Origin of the sequence: Microbispora bryophytorum (assembly GCF_043197435.1) — a bacterium.
GTDB classification, from domain to species: domain Bacteria; phylum Actinomycetota; class Actinomycetes; order Streptosporangiales; family Streptosporangiaceae; genus Microbispora; species Microbispora bryophytorum.
This window is the reverse complement of the sequence record NZ_JBICTF010000001.1, coordinates 845,055-861,757: the sequence shown is the minus strand read 5'-3', so window position 1 is coordinate 861,757 and position 16,703 is coordinate 845,055. Positions and strand designations below refer to the sequence as shown.

Annotated in this window: 12 protein-coding genes; 9 read left to right on the top strand and 3 right to left on the bottom strand. The window is 72.1% G+C overall.

The features are described 5' to 3' along the window. Positions 1-418 precede the first annotated feature (418 nt). Positions 419-5,539, bottom strand: coding sequence for an Lhr family helicase (locus tag ACGFIB_RS04010; RefSeq protein ID WP_393368269.1), 5,121 nt, complete (start codon positions 5,537-5,539; stop codon positions 419-421). A 197-nt stretch (positions 5,540-5,736) separates the two neighbouring features. Here ACGFIB_RS04010 and ACGFIB_RS04005 point away from each other — a divergent pair, with 197 nt between their 5' ends. The 6 genes from ACGFIB_RS04005 (at position 5,737) to ACGFIB_RS03980 (ending at position 9,349) form a co-directional block, all read left to right on the top strand. Further along, entirely contained in the window at positions 5,737-6,225 is a 489-nt protein-coding gene (locus tag ACGFIB_RS04005) for a VOC family protein (RefSeq protein WP_142568137.1), read from the top strand. An 80-nt stretch (positions 6,226-6,305) separates the two neighbouring features. Continuing rightward, positions 6,306-6,500, top strand: coding sequence for a DUF3046 domain-containing protein (locus ACGFIB_RS04000; protein WP_142568138.1), 195 nt, complete (start codon positions 6,306-6,308; stop codon positions 6,498-6,500). Positions 6,501-6,659: 159 nt separating this feature from the next. Beyond that, positions 6,660-7,091, top strand: coding sequence for a hypothetical protein (locus ACGFIB_RS03995; protein WP_357248602.1), 432 nt, complete (start codon positions 6,660-6,662; stop codon positions 7,089-7,091). After that, on the top strand, positions 7,088-7,396 hold the full coding sequence (locus ACGFIB_RS03990) for a winged helix-turn-helix domain-containing protein (RefSeq protein WP_142568140.1): 309 nt from the start codon (positions 7,088-7,090) through the stop codon (positions 7,394-7,396). Before ACGFIB_RS03995 ends, ACGFIB_RS03990 begins: the two co-directional genes overlap by 4 nt. Continuing rightward, positions 7,389-8,267 (top strand): ABC transporter ATP-binding protein, encoded by an 879-nt coding sequence (locus ACGFIB_RS03985; RefSeq protein ID WP_393368266.1) that lies wholly within the window; start codon positions 7,389-7,391, stop codon positions 8,265-8,267. Before ACGFIB_RS03990 ends, ACGFIB_RS03985 begins: the two co-directional genes overlap by 8 nt. Next, positions 8,264-9,349, top strand: a complete 1,086-nt coding sequence (locus tag ACGFIB_RS03980; RefSeq protein ID WP_393368264.1) for an ABC transporter permease — start codon at positions 8,264-8,266, stop codon at positions 9,347-9,349. The genes ACGFIB_RS03985 and ACGFIB_RS03980 overlap by 4 nt, the downstream gene beginning before the upstream one ends. Positions 9,350-9,371: 22 nt before the next feature. Here the strand turns inward: ACGFIB_RS03980 and ACGFIB_RS03975 are convergent, their stop codons facing one another. Then, positions 9,372-9,647, bottom strand: coding sequence for a hypothetical protein (locus ACGFIB_RS03975; RefSeq protein ID WP_393368262.1), 276 nt, complete (start codon positions 9,645-9,647; stop codon positions 9,372-9,374). A gap of 333 nt (positions 9,648-9,980) precedes the next feature. Here ACGFIB_RS03975 and recA point away from each other — a divergent pair, with 333 nt between their 5' ends. The 3 genes from recA to rny all read left to right on the top strand — a co-directional run bounded on the left by recA (position 9,981) and on the right by rny (position 14,018). Then, positions 9,981-11,078, top strand: a complete 1,098-nt coding sequence (gene recA / locus ACGFIB_RS03970; RefSeq protein WP_142568144.1) for a recombinase RecA — start codon at positions 9,981-9,983, stop codon at positions 11,076-11,078. Between the two features lie 395 nt (positions 11,079-11,473). Next, on the top strand, positions 11,474-12,115 hold the full coding sequence (gene recX, locus ACGFIB_RS03965) for a recombination regulator RecX (RefSeq protein WP_393368454.1): 642 nt from the start codon (positions 11,474-11,476) through the stop codon (positions 12,113-12,115). Between the two features lie 280 nt (positions 12,116-12,395). Further along, the gene (rny, locus tag ACGFIB_RS03960; RefSeq protein WP_142568146.1) at positions 12,396-14,018 is read left to right on the top strand and encodes a ribonuclease Y; all 1,623 of its coding nucleotides are present in this window, start codon (positions 12,396-12,398) and stop codon (positions 14,016-14,018) included. A 291-nt stretch (positions 14,019-14,309) separates the two neighbouring features. On the opposite strand, the gene ACGFIB_RS03955 is transcribed toward rny, so the two are convergent. Continuing rightward, the gene (locus ACGFIB_RS03955; RefSeq protein WP_393368259.1) at positions 14,310-16,697 is read right to left on the bottom strand and encodes a S9 family peptidase; all 2,388 of its coding nucleotides are present in this window, start codon (positions 16,695-16,697) and stop codon (positions 14,310-14,312) included. Between the last annotated feature and the right edge of the window lie 6 nt (positions 16,698-16,703).

Genomic DNA, 16,703 nt, shown 5'->3' with positions numbered 1-16,703 from the left:
GGCTCCGACGGGGTCGGCAACGGCTGGGACATCGATTGCCGGACAGTTGCCGATGAGAAGGCAGGAGGCCGGACATGTGTGCTCTCAAGCACTTCACCTGCCGTGCTCGCTGCCACCGCCGCTCCCGGTAAATCCGACAAACGATTTCCTTCTCGGAAAATGGGCGTTTCCCGGCGGACCGTACGCAGAGGGCGGGTCAAGCGTCAACGGACACGTCCGCGGTGGGCGGCCGGACTGTCGGTATGGCACCGCTCCTGTGCCGCCCACGGGAGGTGTCGCGCCTTCGAGCGATCACAGGATCGGCTGAAAATTACATGTCCGGGGAAGACAGCCGGGGAGGGGGACTCGCCCGTGCTGAGCGGGGGCGGAGGGAGCATTCAGGCACGGATGCGCAGGCCGCGGGGGGCGGAGGGAGGACTCAGGCGCGGATGCGCAAACCGCGGGGGGTGGGGTGGAAGCCCGCGGCTTCGAGCGCCGCCGCGAGCGGAGAGTCGGCGATGGCGGTGCCGTCGGCGCGCTCGACCGTCAGCTTCCCCAGGGCTCCCCGCTTCACGGCGACCGCCAGGGCCAGCACGGCGGACCGCAGGTCCTCCTCGGGCCCGAACGAGAGCAGGGTCTTGCCGCCGCGCTCCACGTAGAGGATCAGCGCACCCTCCACCAGCACCACCAGCGCACCGGCCTTGCGGCCCGGCTTGTGGGTCACGTCGTCGGTGCGGTCCGGCCAGGACAGGGCCGCACCGTAGGGGTTGGCCGGGTCGGTCGCCGCGAGCACGACCGCACGGCGAGGCGGCGGCGGGGCGGGGATCGACCACAGGTCCTCGGCCGGAGCGGGACGCGTGGAGGACAGGGCGCGCATGCGGTCGACCGCGCCCGGCAGGGCGAACTGGGCGCCGCCCAGACCTTCGACGAAGTAGCCCCGGCGGCACCGGCCGCTCTCCTCGAAGGCGCGCAGCACCTGGTAGACGGCGGAGAAACCACCGGGCAGGCGCTCGGCCGAGATGCCGCCCCGCGTCAGCACGCCGTGCCGCTCCAGCAGAACTTCGGCCTGCGCGTGGGCCCGCTGGGTGCCGTCGGCCGCCGGCGAGGGCAGCAGCCACCATCGGCCGCTCACGGTCGGCGGGCCGCTTCTCGTCGGCAGCACCGCGCGGCGGCGCCTGGTCGCCGCCGGCCGGTGGGCGGGCCGCCCGGTGCCCAGAGTCGAGCGAAGCGGGGCGAGCGTGTCACCGGTGACCCGGCCCGCCCAGACGAGGTCCCACAAAGCTGCCGCGAGTGTCGTGTCGTCCGGCACCGCGCTCGCCCGCGCGGCACCCGCCGCCTCATCCGGGGCGCGGCCGAGGATCCTGGCCCGGCGGGCCGAGGCGGCGTCCTGGCCGGAATCGGGCGGCGCCTGCTCGCCGAGCGCCGCCGCCGCGATCCGGTTGGACAACTCGCGGAAGAACAGCGCGCCGCCCCCGCTCAGGATCTCCAGGACCTGCTCGTGCAGCGGCGTCATGGTGATCTCCGACGGCGCGGGAAGCAGCAGGGGTGCGGTGTCGGCGAAGTAGAGACCGACCCACCCGTCGCCGCCGGGCAGGGAACCCTGGCCCACCCAGACGACCTCCCCGGACGAGGTCAGCTCGTCGAGCAGGGCGGGGGAGTATCCGGGCACTCGGGCGGGGAGCACCAGCGACTCCAACGCGGAAGCGGGGACGGCTGCTCCCTGCAATCGTTCGATCGCCGTGATCAGAGCGTCCATGGCCCGCGCCGGGCCGTGGCCCTGTCCGCTCTGGGTGCCCTGTCCGCTCTGGGTGCCGAGCGCCGAGAGCCCGGTCCGGCCGGCGTTCCCGCCCTGCTCCCCGCCGGTCGGCGTGCCGCCCTGCGGGACGATGCCGTGCCAGGCGGGCAGGAACGCCGCCAGCGTCTCCGGGGGGACCGGTTCGACCTCCTTGCGGAGCCGCGCCAGCGACCGGCGCCGCAGCAGCCGCAGCACCCCGGCGTCGCACCACTCCTCGCCCCGGGCCCCCGGGCGGAACTCGCCCGCGACCACCCTGCCCGCCGCCGCGAGACGGCGCAGCGCCTCGTCCACCACCGCGACGCCCATGCCGAATCGCGCGGCGGCCGTGCCGGAGGAGAACGGCCCGCGGGTGCGGGCGTGCCGCGCGACCAGGTCACCGAGCGGATCGGGGACGGCGGCCCGGCCCGGCCCGCCGGACCCACCGGCGAGGGGCGCTTCGAGGAACTCGTGCGGGACGCCCACCGGCAACGGCGCCCCGAGCGCGTCGCGCAGGCGCCAGGCGTCCTCCACCGCGGCCCACTGCTCGTGGCCCGCCACACGCACCCGGATGGCCCGGCGTGCCCGTTCCAGGTCGGCGAGCCAGCCCGGGTCTCCTTCGCGGATCGAGACGTCCTGGGCGAGCAGCGGGCCGTGCGAGCGCAGCAGGTCGGCGAGGTCCTCGGCGTCGCGCAACGGCCTGTCCAGCCGCGCCAGCTCCCGCTCGGTCTCGGCGACGACATCCGGATCGAGCAGCTCCCGCAGGTCGGCCTGCCCCATGAGCTCGGCGAGGAGCGCGGTGTCGAGGGCGAGCGCCTGCGCCCGCCGCTCGGCCATCGGCGCGTCACCCTCGTACATGAACGCGCCGATGTAGGCGAACAGCAGCGACGCCGCGAACGGGGACGCCTGGGTGGTCTCCACCTCGACCACCCGCACCCGGCGGGCGGCGACGTTCCGCATGAGATCCACCAGGCCCGGCACGTCGAAGACGTCCTGCAGGCACTCGCGCATCGTCTCCAGCACCACCGGGAACCCGGCGTACTTGCTCGCGACGCCGAGCAGGTGGGCCGCCCGCTGGCGCTGCTGCCACAGGGGGGTGCGCCTGCCGGGGGAGCGGCGGGGCAGCAGGAGGGAGCGCCCGGCGCACTCCCGGAACCGGGAGGCGAACAGGGTGGAGCCCCCCAGCTCCTCGATGACGACCTGCTCGATCTCCTCGGCGTCGAACACCGCGACGTCGGTGGGCGCGTCCTCGAAGGTGTCGGGCACGCGCAGCACGATGCCGTCGTCGGAGTGGATGGCCTGGACGTCGACGCCGTACCGCTCGCGCAGCCGCCGTCCGATGGCGAGCGCCCAGGGGGCGTGGACCCGCGCGCCGAAGGGGGAGTGGATCACCACGCGCCAGTCGCCCAGCTCGTCGTGGAACCGCTCGACCACGAGCGTGCGGTCGTCGGGCACATAGCCCGTGGCCTCCCGCTGCTCGGTCAGATAGGCGAGCAGGTTGCCGACGGCGTAGTCGTCGAGCCCCGCCGCGCGAATCCGCTCGCGCGCCGGCGCCGTGTCGCCCCGGCCACCCGCCCCCGCGGCCGACAGCTCACGGACGAACGCGCCGATCGCCCGGCCGAGCTCGGCGGGCCGGCCCGGCGCGTCTCCGTGCCAGAACGGCAGCTTGCCCGGCTGCCCGGGGGCGGGGGAGACCAGGACCCGGTCGGCGGTGATGTCCTCGATCCGCCACGAGGTCGCGCCCAGCACGAACACGTCGCCGACCCGGGACTCGTAGACCATCTCCTCGTCCAGCTCGCCCACGCGCGACGCCTTGTCGCCCACGAGGAACACGCCGAACAGCCCGCGGTCGGGGATGGTGCCCCCGTTGGTCACCGCCAGGCGCTGGGCCCCGGGACGGCCCTGGAGGGTGCCCGTCACCCGGTCCCAGACGATGCGCGGCCGCAGTTCGGCGAACTCCTCGCTCGGGTAGCGCCCGGCGAGCATGTCGAGCGTCGCCTCCAGCGCGCTGCGCGGCAGCGTGGCGTACGGCGCGGCACGGCGAACCAGCGTCTCCAGCGCGTCGACCGTCCACTCGTCGAGCGCGGTCATCGCGACGATCTGCTGGGCCAGCACGTCGAGGGGGTTGCGCGGATAGCGGAGCGCCTCGATCTGTCCCGTACGCATGCGCTCGGCCACGACGGCCGTCTGAACGAGGTCGCCCCGATACTTGGGGAAGATCACGCCACGGGAGACGGCCCCGACCTGGTGCCCGGCGCGGCCGATGCGCTGCAGGCCGCTCGCCACGCTGGGCGGCGCCTCGACACAGGCGACCAGGTCGACCGACCCCATGTCGATGCCCAGCTCCAGGCTGGAGGTGGCGACCACCGCGGGCAGGCGGCCCGACTTCAGCGCCTCCTCGATCTGGGACCGCTCCTCCTTGGAGACGGAGCCGTGATGCGCCCGCACCACCTCGGGGATCGCGCCGCCCGAGACTCCCGCCTGGGCCGTCATCTCCGCCGGCATGGCCGCCGGGCCGGTCCGCCGGGTATCACCGCGCTGGACATCAGGCCGTAGGGCATCCGCCCACCCGCCGTCTCGGTGCGCGATGTCGCCGAGTGCGCTGTTTGAGTGTGGGCTGTCTGAGTGCGGGCTGTCGCCGTATGCGCTGTCCGCGCGTTCGGCGTCAGGTTCTTCGTGCCGGTCGGACCACTGCGCGTGCAACTCCTCGAAGGCATCCGACCAGTGGGCCGGATCTCCCGGGCCGGGGCTCGCGCCCTCGCCTGGCGGCGGCGCGGTCCGCCGTTCCCAGGCGAGCTCGTTGAGCCGGGCGCACAGGCGCTCCGACAGACGTCGCGAGTTGGCGAAGACGATCGTGGACCGATGGGCTTCGATCAGGTCGAGCAGGTGCTCCTCGACATGCGGCCAGATGCTCCTGCGGTGCTCCGGCGACCCGCCGTCAGCGCCGGGCGGGGGCGGCGCCAGCTCGGTCATGTCCTCCACCGGCACCACGACGTCGACCTCGATGACCTTCTCGGAGGGCGGCTGCACGACCGTGGCCGGGCGGGACCCGCCGAGGAACGTCGCCACCTCCTCGACCGGCCGCACGGTCGCCGACAGTCCGATGCGCTGGGCCGGGGCGGGCAGCAGGGCGTCGAGCCGCTCCAGCGTCAGCGCGAGGTGCGCCCCGCGCTTGGTCCCCGCGACGGCGTGGACCTCGTCCACGATCACGGTCTCGACGCCGCGCAGCGCCTCGCGCGCCTGCGAGGTGAGGATCAGGAACAGGGACTCGGGCGTCGTGATCAGGATGTCGGAGGGCCGGGTGGCGAAACGGCGCCGCTCCTCGGCCGCGGTGTCCCCCGAACGGATCGCCACCGATATGCCGGGCGCGGGCAGGCCCATCCGCAGCGCCGTCTGCCGGACGCCCGTGAGCGGGGCCCGCAGGTTCCGCTCGACGTCCACCGCGAGGGCCTTCAGAGGGGAGACGTACACGACCCGGCAGGGCCGGGGCGGCTCCCCGTCGTCCTTCCGGCCGCGTCGCCCACCGCGGCGGCCGCCGGGCCGTTCCACCTCGGCTCCCGGCGAGGCCGGGCGCGTCGTGTGCTCGACGGCGAGGCGATCGATGGCCCACAGGAAGGCCGCGAGCGTCTTGCCGGACCCGGTGGGAGCGACCACGAGCGTGTTCTCACCCCGCGCGATCGACGACCACGCGCCCTCCTGCGCCGCGGTCGGCGTCGCGAAGGCGCCGGTGAACCACTCCCTGGTCACAGAGCTGAAGCCGTCGAGCGCACCCACCTGCCCATCATGCATCTCCCCACCGACAGAAAACGCCGCGCCGCCATCCCGTCACCAGGTGAGGCAGGTGCCGGGCAGGTGCGGGGCGAGCCTGGGGGCGGCGGGCCGGACGCCTGCCGGCCCAGGCGGGCTGATCCCGTACGACACGGAAGACGGCTGCTCACCGGCCCCCGGTGGCATGAGATGCCGGCGTCGGGACAATCATCCTCAGTATGGAAATCGACTACGCGGCCATCGAGGCGGAGCGCGCGCGGATCCGTGAGCGCTACCTGAGCGAGCGCCGTGCCGCAAGCAGCGCGAGGGGCCTGCACCACTTCGCGCTGATCTCGTCTGACGTCGAGCGGACGATCCGCTTCTACCACGAGCTCCTCGAGTTCCCGTTGACCGAGATATTCGAGAACCGCGACTACCGCGGGTCCAACCACTTCTTCTTCGACATCGGCAACGGCAACCTGCTGGCCTTCTTCGACCTCCCCGGCCTCGACCTGGAGCCGTACAAGGAGGTCCTCGGCGGGCTCCACCACATCGCGATCTCGGTGGAGCCGGCGACGTGGGAGCGTCTGCGCGGCAAGCTCGACGCCGCCGGCGTCCCCCACCAGGTGGAGAGCGGCAGCTCGATCTACTTCCAGGACCCGGACGGCGCCCGCCTTGAGCTGCTCGCCGACCCGCTCGGCGAGATGTACGGCACCCGCGTCATGTGACGCCGTCTCCTGCCGGTGGGCAGGTGATCGGACGCCGCGGCCGGGACGGGACATCCGGGCCGCGGCGTCATACTGAACGCATGCGCCTCACAGACTTCTGGAACAGGATGCGCCGCCACTTCGGGGAGGCGTACGCGGAGTCGTGGGCGAAGGACTACGTGATCGCCGGGCTCGGCGGGCGCACGGTCGAGCAGGCCCTCGCGGAGGGCGTGGCGGCCAAGCAGATCTGGCAGGCCGTCTGTCAGGAGGTCGACGTGGACTCCAGGCTCCGCTGACCGACCCTCTTTCCACCCACCCATCCTGTGACCGCGGCGGGCTGATCCTGTCGCGCGCCGCTCCGTCCATGACCCATGGCGTAAGTCGTCTTCGGCAACCACTTGAACGGTAGTTGAGTGCTTGCTAGCGTGTTGAGCAGATGAACACGGAGGAAGCGCATGGCCAGAGATCACTTCACTCCCGATGAGGCTCTCCAGGAGATCGGGCGCGTTGGGCGGCGGGTCCGCCATTCCTCGCACGGGCCCGGGCGGGCGTACCTGTTCGTGGGACTGGCCACGATGGTCTACTGGCCGGCGATGTTCCTCGGCGGTTATCCGTTGCCGTTGCTCGCCGGGCTCGGGTGGATCGTCCTCACGGTCGCCCTGTGCGTGTACTGGGCCCGGCTGCGGGTGCACGACCGGCTGATGAAGCGCATCAACGGGCCGGTCTCGGCGGCGTACGTGGTGACGATGATGGTGCCGTTCGTCGTCGGCGTCTGGCTGATGCCCGATCGGCCCACCGCGGGCTGGACGGCGGCGCTCGCCGCGCTGTCGGTGCTCGCCGGGCTGCCCCTGGTGTACGGCGGGCTCCGCCTGATGAGGAACCGATGACGGCCCACCCGCGCCACGAGCTCGACGAGACCATCCACGCGCCGGTGCGGCTGTCGATCATGGGCGCCCTGGCCGCGGCGGACAAGGCGGACTTCCGCTTCCTCCGCGACACCATCGAGGTCAGCGACTCGCTGCTCAGCAAGCACATCCTCACGCTCGAAGAGGCCGGATACGTCCGGGTGGAGAAGACCTTCGTCGGCAAGCGTGGTCGCACCTGGCTCTCGCTGACCGATCAGGGGCGTACGGCCTTCGAGACATATATGGACGTTCTGCGACGAATTGTGGAGGCAACCCCCCGTGCTTGAGATCGATGGCCTACGCAAACGCTATGGAGACAAGACCGCCCTCGACGGGGTGGGTCTCACCGTACGGCCGGGCGAGATGTTCGGGTTCGTCGGCGCCAACGGCGCGGGCAAGACGACGACGATGCGGATCGTCATGGGCGTGCTCGACGCCGACTCCGGCGAGGTGCGCCTGGGCGGGCGCCCGGTGACGTACGACGACCGCCGCACGTTCGGCTACATGCCGGAGGAGCGCGGCCTCTACCAGAAGATGAAGGTCGCCGAGCAGATCGAATACTTCGGGCGGCTTCACGGGCTCGCCCCGGCCGCCGCGCGCTCGGCCACCGCCGCCCTGATCGAGCGGCTCGGCCTGGTCGAGCGGAGCGGCGACGCGGTGGAGGCGCTGTCGCTCGGCAACCAGCAGCGGGTGCAGCTCGCCGTCGCGCTCGTCCACGAGCCGGCGGTCCTGATCCTCGACGAGCCGTTCTCGGGCCTCGACCCGCTGGCGGTCGACGCGCTCGCGGAGGTGCTCAAGGACCGCGCCGCCAAGGGTGTCCCGGTGATCTTCTCCAGCCACCAGCTCGACCTGGTCGAACGGCTCTGCGACTCGGTCGGCATCATCTCGGCGGGCCGCATGGTGGCGTACGGACCGGTCGGCGAGCTACGCGAGCGGGAGGGCCGCGGGACGCTGCGGGTCGTGGTCAGGGACGCCGCGCCCGGCTGGGCCAACGGCCTGCCCGGCGAGCTCACCCGTGAGGGCGACCGCGACGTGCTGCTGTGCGAGGAGGGCGACGATCAGGACATCCTGCGTACGGCGATCGGCGCGGGCAAGGTGGAGCACTTCGGCCGCAGGCAGCCGACGCTGGCGGAGATCTTCAGGGAGGCGGTGGCATGAACGGCCTGTGGCTGGTGGCCCAGCGGGAGATCCGCACCCGCATCAGGACGAAGTCCTACCTGATCAGCCTGGCGGTCAGCGCGGTCCTGGTGGCCGCGCTCGCGTTCCTGCCCAAGGTCCTGGGCGGCGACGACAGCTACGACGTCGGCGTGGTGGGCCAGGCGCCCCCGCCCGCGGCCCAGCTCGCCTACTCCCGGCTGCCGGACGAGGCGGCCGCCCGAAAGGCCGTGGTCGACGGGGACGTCGACGCGGCCCTCGTCAACGGGGACAAGGTCCTCGCGAACGGCGAACTCGACCAGCGGCTGGGGCTGATCCTGGAGAGCGTCCACCGCGACGCCCAGATCAGGGCGGCCGGTCTCACGATCACGCCGCTGACGGTGGAGTCGGTCGGCGCCGACGCCCGCTACGAGGGCGTGCGCACCGGCATCGCCACGCTGATCGTGATGGTGCTGTTCTTCCTGCTCATCTACTCCGCGATGTTCGTCGCCATGGGTGTGGTGGAGGAGAAGGGCAGCCGCATCGTGGAGATCCTGCTCACCTCGGTGCGCCCCTGGCAGCTCCTGGGCGGCAAGATCGTCGGGCTGGGCGCGCTGGGGCTGGTCAACCTCGTCGTGGTCATCGCCGCCGGCCTGGCGGCGTCGTCCGCGACCGGCTTCACGGCCGACCTGCCGCCTGGAATGGGGGGAATCGTGGTCAGCGCGGTCATCTGGTTCGTGCTGGGCTACGCCTTCTTCTCGGCGCTCGCCGCCGCCTTCGGCTCGCTGGTGTCGCGGCAGGAGGAGCTCAACACCGTCCTGACGCCGATGACCATGCTGATGATGTTCACCTACCTGACGGCCTACTTCGCCGCCGTCGAACCGGCGGGCACGGTCGCGCGCGTGCTGTCGTTCGTGCCGCCGTTCTCCTCGATGGTCATGCCTGTACGCACGGCGGCCGTCGACGTGCCGCTCGGGGAGATCCTCGTCGCCGGAGCGCTCATGGCCGTGGCCGTGGTGGCCGTCCTGCTGGGCGCGGCCCGGGTCTACCGGCGGGCGGTGCTCCGCACCGGCGCCCGGGTCAGGCTGGGTGAGGTCGTCCGCTGACGGCGGGGGCGCCGGCGCAGGATCAGGGGTGCGGTGAGAGCGTGCGGCCGATCAGTTCGGCCGCACGCCCGGGGTCGTCGGCGCTCTCCTGGCCGCCCGGTGCCCACAGGAACATCCAGCCTTCCCTGGCAGGCGTCGCGAAGACGACCGTCTGCCTGCCGGTGCCCGGGTGCCGGACGGACAGGACCGGATCGTCCGTCCCGAGCAGTTGCGCGGACATGCCGTGCTCGCGGAGCCGCGCCGCGAGCGCCTCAAGCCGGGCCAGGCGCTGTCCGCTGTAGTCGCCGGTGCCCGTCACGTGGCCCCTCCAGCGGGGAGATTCAGCTTTGCTACAAGGATCGTCCCAGGTCAACGCGCTGGCAACCATGGCAGAGTAACGCCCGGGAATGTAACGGTGCGGTCGGGATACCGTTCGTCCCCGGACTCGGTGGCGGTTCTGGCATGTGATCGAACAGTCGTTCGGCTATATTGGACTGGTCGCCGCCGGGGTGCGCGCCGTCAGGTCGCCGGGGCGCGACAGGCTCCCGGTCCGCCCTCCGTGGGGCGGGCTGCGGGAAGCTCCGGAAAATGTCGGTGGCACCCCGTAGCTTTTCGGTGACCGAGCAGACGACCACCCTTCAGGGGGCACCCAATGGCAATCAACGACCGCGAGAAGGCCCTTGAGACCGCCCTCGCACAAATCGAGCGGCAGTTCGGCAAGGGCAGCGTCATGCGCCTCGGAGACGACGCGCGTGCCCCGATCGAGGTCATCCCCACCGGTTCCATCGCTCTCGACGTCGCCCTCGGCATCGGTGGCTATCCCCGCGGCCGAATCGTCGAGGTGTACGGCCCCGAGTCCTCCGGTAAGACGACGGTCGCCCTGCACGCCGTGGCCAACGCCCAGAAGGGCGGCGGCATCGCGGCGTTCATCGACGCCGAGCACGCCCTCGACCCCGAGTACGCCAAGAAGCTGGGCGTCGACGTCGACGCGTTGCTCGTCTCCCAGCCGGACACCGGTGAGCAGGCGCTGGAGATCGCGGACATGCTGATCCGCTCCGGCGCCGTCGACATCATCGTGATCGACTCGGTGGCGGCCCTCGTGCCGAAGGCCGAGATCGAGGGCGAGATGGGCGACAGCCACGTCGGTCTCCAGGCCCGCCTCATGTCGCAGGCACTGCGCAAGATCGCCGGAGCGCTGAACCAGACCCGGACCACCGCCATCTTCATCAACCAGCTCCGCGAGAAGATCGGCGTCATGTTCGGAAGCCCCGAGACCACCACAGGTGGCAAGGCGCTGAAGTTCTACGCGTCGGTGCGGCTGGACGCGCGCAGGATCGAGACGCTCAAGGACGGCACCGAGCCGGTCGGTAACCGGACCCGGGTGAAGGTCGTCAAGAACAAGATGGCCCCGCCCTTCCGCCAGGCCGACTTCGACATCCTGTACGGCATCGGCATCTCCCGCGAGGGCGGGCTGATCGACATGGGCGTCGAGCACGGGTTCGTGCGCAAGGCCGGCGCCTGGTACACGTACGAGGGCGACCAGCTCGGGCAGGGCAAGGAGAACGCCCGCAACTTCCTGAAGAACAACCCCGACATCGCCAACGAGATCGAGAAGAAGATCAAGGAGAAGCTCGGTGTCGGGCCGCGGCTTGACACGCCGAGCGAGCCCCCCGCCGCCCCGGCGGCGCCGGCCCCCACGTCGGGCCGGGGCAGCAAGGCGGCCAGTGCGCCCAAGCCGGGTGACGTCTGAGCGCAGGCATGAGGCGCGACGAGCCCTCCGGCCCGTACGACGAGATCGGGCCGGGGGACTGGAACTCGGGACCCTGGGGGCCGGCCGAAGATCTACCCGGATCGGCTGAGGACGCCTCCGCGACGATCGCCGCTCTGCGTGCGGAGATTCTGCGTGCGGAGGCAGGGCATGCGGAATTCGGGCATGCGGAGAACGGGCGTGCGGAGAACGGGCAGGAGGCCGGCCGGGCCGGACGCCGCCGTCAGGGACGTGGCGGCCGGCGGGGAGAACGGGCCGGCCTGAGTACACGGGCAGGCCTGGGAGAACACGCTCCGGGAGAACACCACGCTCCGGGAGAACACGCTCCGGAAGACCAAGCTCTGGGAGAACACGAAGCTCCGGAAGATCGGGCGGGCCTGTGGGAACGGGCGGCTCCGGGAAACCGGGCGGGCCAGGGAGGACGTGGAGCGCCGCGGAGCCGGGGAAGGCGGGAGAGGTCCGGCGGGTGGCTTCCCGACGGGCCGCAGGAGGGCACGGCGGCAAGCGAGGGACCACCGGCCGACCCCGAGGCGGTGGCCAGAGCCATCTGTCTGCGGCTGCTGACGATGGCCCCCAAGACCCGGGCCCAGCTCGCGGAGGCCCTGCGCAAGCGGGACGTGCCCGAGAAGGCGGCGAACGCCGTGCTGGAGCGGTTCTCCGAGGTCGGGCTCATCGACGACGAGGCGTTCGCCGCCGCGTGGGTGAGCTCCCGGCACACCGGTCGCGGGCTCGCCCGCCGCGCGCTCGCCCAGGAGTTGCGGCAGCGCGGCGTGGCCGAGGAGACGGTCAAGGACGCCGTCGGGCGGCTCGATCCGGACGAGGAGGCCGAGACCGCACGCAGGCTGGTGGACCGGAAACTGGCCGCCACCCGCGGGGTGGAGCCGCGGGCGCGCATGCGGAGATTGGCCGGCATGCTGGCCCGCAAGGGCTACTCGCCGGGGCTGGCCTTCCGTGTGGTCCGAGAGGCGATCGAGGCCGAGGGCAGCCCGTCAGATGAACTTCCGGATACCTTCGAGTGAGCCATAGCACCACGCAAAAGTCACTTGACAGGGCATCTTTGCTTGCTCGTTACCTCTCTGACGCTTAATCTCGACCGCAGTGAGGAGTTGCTCCGCGCAGCGCGGATTGCCATAACGGTGAACCACGACGGACGAGAGACATTGACCGGCCCTCGGGCCATATGGGTCGCCCCTCGGGGCGCCTGGGCATTGCGACGATATTTGTCCTGGTGACGCCACCGGGCGCTGCCGTGCTGCGCGTGCGACCCCTGCCAAGAGTTGTCGTGAGGGGTGAGCGCGCATGGACACGATCGTGATCGTTCTTGCGGTTGCGGTAGTGCTGCTGGCTCTCGTGATGATCGCCGCCCTCGTCATAGTCATGCGCCGCACCGGAACCGTCGCACCGCCTGGCCCCTCACCCGAGCAGCTCGCCGGGGTGAAGGCCGAGGTCAACGAGGAACTCGAACGCGCCAGACGCGAGGCCGAGGAGATCCGCACGAAAGCGGAGCATGACGCAGGGGAGATTCTCAAGAAGTCGGAGACATTCGCCGAGAGCGCTGCGCTGATGCGCAAGGAGGTCGAGGAGGAGACGCGGATCCTCAAAACGGAGCTCAAGGAGCTGCGCTCCGACCTCGAACGCCGCGAGAACCGGCTGGCCGAGCGCGAGCAGCGGCTCGACGAGGAGGCGCGCAGGCAGACCGAGCGGGCCCGCAAGCTGGCCGAGACCGAGACCGAGCTGGCCGACCGCCGCGAGGAGCTGGAGCGGGTGGCCGAGCGGCGGCAGGAGATCCTGGAGCGGGTCGCCGGACTGACTGCCGAGCAGGCCAAGACGGAGCTGGTCAAGGAGATCGAGAATCAGGCCAAGCGCGAGGCCGCGCTGATCGTCCGGGAGATCGAGGGCGAGGCCCGGAAGGAGGGCGAGAAGCGCGCCTGCAAGATCGTGACGCTGGCCGTCCAACGGGTCGCCACCGAGCAGACGGCCGAGTCGGTGGTGAGCGTCCTCCACCTGCCAGGCGACGAGATGAAGGGCCGCATCATCGGCCGCGAGGGCCGCAACATCAGGGCTTTCGAGTCCACCACCGGGGTCAATCTGATCATCGACGACACGCCGGAGGCGGTGCTGCTGTCGTGTTTCGACCCGGTCAGGCGGGAGACGGCCAGGCTGACGCTGGAGAAGCTGGTGCTCGACGGCCGGATCCATCCCCAGCGGATCGAGGAGGCGTACGAGCGCAGCAAGGCCGAGGTGCGGGATCTGTGCGTGCGGGCGGGAGAGGACGCGCTGGTCGAGCTGGGCATCACCGAGATGCACCCCGAGCTGGTCACGCTGCTGGGCCAGCTCCGCTATCGCACCTCCTACGGCCAGAACGTGCTCAAGCACCTGATCGAGTCGGCGCACATCGCCGGGATCATGGCCTCCGAGCTGCGGCTCGACCGTGACCTCGTCAAGCGCTGTGCGCTGCTGCACGACATCGGCAAGGCGCTCACCCACGAGGTGGAGGGCAGCCACGCGATGATCGGCGCGGAGATCGCCCGGCGGTACGGCGAGCACGAGGACGTCGTCCACGCCATCGAGGCGCACCACAACGAGGTGGAGGTCAAGACCGTCGAGGCGGTCCTCACCCAGGCCGCGGACGCGATCAGCGGCAGCCGCCCCGGTGCCCGGCGCGAGTCCCTGGAGGCCTACGTCAAGCGGCTGGAGCGCCTGGAGGAGATCGCCCAGTCGTACGACGGCGTCGACAAGGTCTTCGCCATGCAGGCGGGCCGGGAGATCCGGGTAATGGTCAGGCCCGAGAACGTGGACGACATCCAGGCCCAGGTCATCGCCAGGGACGTCGCCAAGCAGGTCGAGGAGGAGCTGACCTACCCCGGCCAGATCCGGATCACCGTGGTCCGCGAGTCCCGCGCCACGGAGTTCGCCCGGTAAGCCCCGGCCGATGAGCCTCGCCCGGTGAGTCTCGCCTGGTGAGCCTCGGCCCCCGCGTCTCGCGTACGACGCCGGCCCGGCCGCCACGGCCGAGTGCCCCCGTCCGTTGCTGGGCGGGGGCACTCGGCCGTCCGAGGACGCCCGGTGGGACGCCTCCTGATCAGATCAGGGGGCAAGGCCGAGCGCCTTCGTCACGCCGTCCGGTTCGTCACCCACGTCGCTGCGGACCAGCGCATCGCATCGACCGGATGCGCACGCCACTCGTCGAGGCGGACGGGCGACCGGTCCGGCTCACCGGAAGATCTGCAGGTAGAACGACAACTCGGCGGCGAGGGCCGCCGCCCTGGTCTCCAGCCGCCGGAACCCGTGGGCCTCGCCCTCGAACGCCAGGTAGGTGCAGGGCACGCCGCGCGCCAGCAGGCGCTCGGCGAACGCCCGCGACTGGGCCGGCGGCACGACCGGGTCGGCGAGCCCCTGCATGAGCAGCATGGGACAGTTCACCCGGTCGGCCCGGGCCAGCGGCTCACGCTCGCCGTACCGGTCCTCGGGACCGACCAGCCACTCCACGTACCGTGACTCGAAGTCGTGGGTGGCCGCGACGAGCGGCCCGAGCGTGCTGACGCCCGCCACGGAGACGCCGCCCGCGAAGACGTCCGACGCGGCGCAGGCGGCCATGACCGTCCACCCGCCCGCGCTCGCCCCGCGTACGGCGATCCGGGCGGGGTCGGCGAGGCCCTCGGCGACCAGCCACTTCGCCGCGGCGATCACGTCCGCCACGTCGGTCACACCCCACCGGCCGCGCAGGCGCTCCCGGTAGGCCCGGCCGTACCCGCTGGATCCGCCGTAGTTGACGTCGATCACGCCGATGCCGCGGCTGGTGAAGAACGCCTTCTCCAGGCTGAACTCGCTCGTCGCGTGTCCGGTCGGCCCGCCGTGCACGAAGACGACGTAGGGCGCGCCGCCCTCGTCCGCCTGCTCCGGTGGATGCAGGTACGCGTGGACGCGGCGCGTGCCGGGCGCGGCACCGAACCCCCCGGCCCCTAACTCCCCGGCTCCTAACTCCCCGGCCCCGAAGCCCCCAGCCCCAAACTTCATGGCCTCCTGCTGCATGGCCTCGAACTCCACGGCCTCGGACGCCACGGCCTCGGACGCCACGGCCTCGAACTGCACGGCCTCGAACTGCACGGCCCGGGGCGCCGGGAGGACGCCGGCGGCGACGCCCTCCACCTCCCGCCGCAGTTCATCGGCGCGATCGGCGTGACTGGCGCGATCGGAGCGTCCGGCCTGACGGCTGCGACCTGCGTGACCTGCGTGACCTGCGTGACCGGCGTGACCCCTGCGGTCAGCCTGACCGGGGCCGAGGGCGTGGCCGGGGCCGGGTCCGATGGCGTCGTCGGCGGCGGTGTCGGCGGTGTCGGCGGTGGTGGCGGTGTCGGCGGCGTGGATCCGGACGACCGAACGCGGCGCGCCCTCCCGGTAGCCGAGGCCGATGAGCACGTCGCCGTCCGCGTCCAGCACGGGCGCCCACCCCACGAAGGGGACGTCGAGGTCGGTCAGCGTGCCCGCCTCCGGGTCGAGGACGCCCAGGCGCAGGTCGCCGCGCCCGTGCAGCACGGCGAGCCGCCCGTCGCCCAGCATGGCGTAAGGCAGGCCGCCGAGCTGCCACAGCGGCCCGGCGAACTCCTCCTCCGCCGGGAAGACAGGCTCGCACGACGATCCGGAGATGTCGGCTCGGTAGAGATTCCACCAGCCGGACCGGTCGGAGATCGCGTACAGGCGCCGCTCGTCGGACCACAGCGGCGCGAGGACAGACTCGGCAGGCCCGCCCATCACCGTCCACGTGGCGCCGTCGGACAGTCGCGTGACCCGCAGCTCGGTGCCGGTCCAGGGCATGTTCGGGTGATTCCAGCAGATGTAGGCGAGGTGCCGGCCGTCGGGGGACGGCGTGGGAGAGGCGTAGAAGTCGCTGCCGGTGACCAGTTCGGCGATCTCGCCGGTCCCGGTCAACTCCACGGCCACGATCGAACGGGTGACCTTGGCATCCTGGTCGTGGCGTTCCCGGACACACCACACCCGCGGCCCGCCCGCGCTCCCCGGGCCACCCGCGCCACCCGCACCACCCGCACCACCCGGGCCACCTGCACCACCTACGCCACGCGCACCACCCGGGCCACCGGGGCCCCCCGCGCCACCGAGGCCGCCTGCGCTGCCTGCGCCATCCGGGCCGTCCTGGACCCGCAGGTCGGCGTAACGCAGGTCGGCGTAGCGGAGGTCGGCGTAGCGCAGTGCGCCCGGCTCGCCGGGCTCCGGGGTGACCGGGCGGGGCCGGTCCGTGCCCGGCTCGCCGCCGGCGTGGGCCCGGGCGAGGTAGAGCCGCTGGTCGGGGTGGTGCGCGAAGACGAGGCCGTGACCGGGGACCACGACATAGGACCGCCCGCCGTACTCGTGGACGCGCGTACGGGCGTCCCAGGGCGCGGGAAGCAGGTCGGTGAGGGTGCCGTCGGCGGCCCGGTGGACGACCGTACGGCGGCCGCCCTCGGCGGGGCGGTCCTCCTCCCACCACGCCTCCCCGCCCAGTACGGTCGGGAACCCGAGCCGCCGACCGGCACGTGCCACGTCGGTCGTGGAGATGGGCGACGGCCGTGGCGAGAACGGCCTCGGGCCGGGCGTGGGGGGCATGACCGC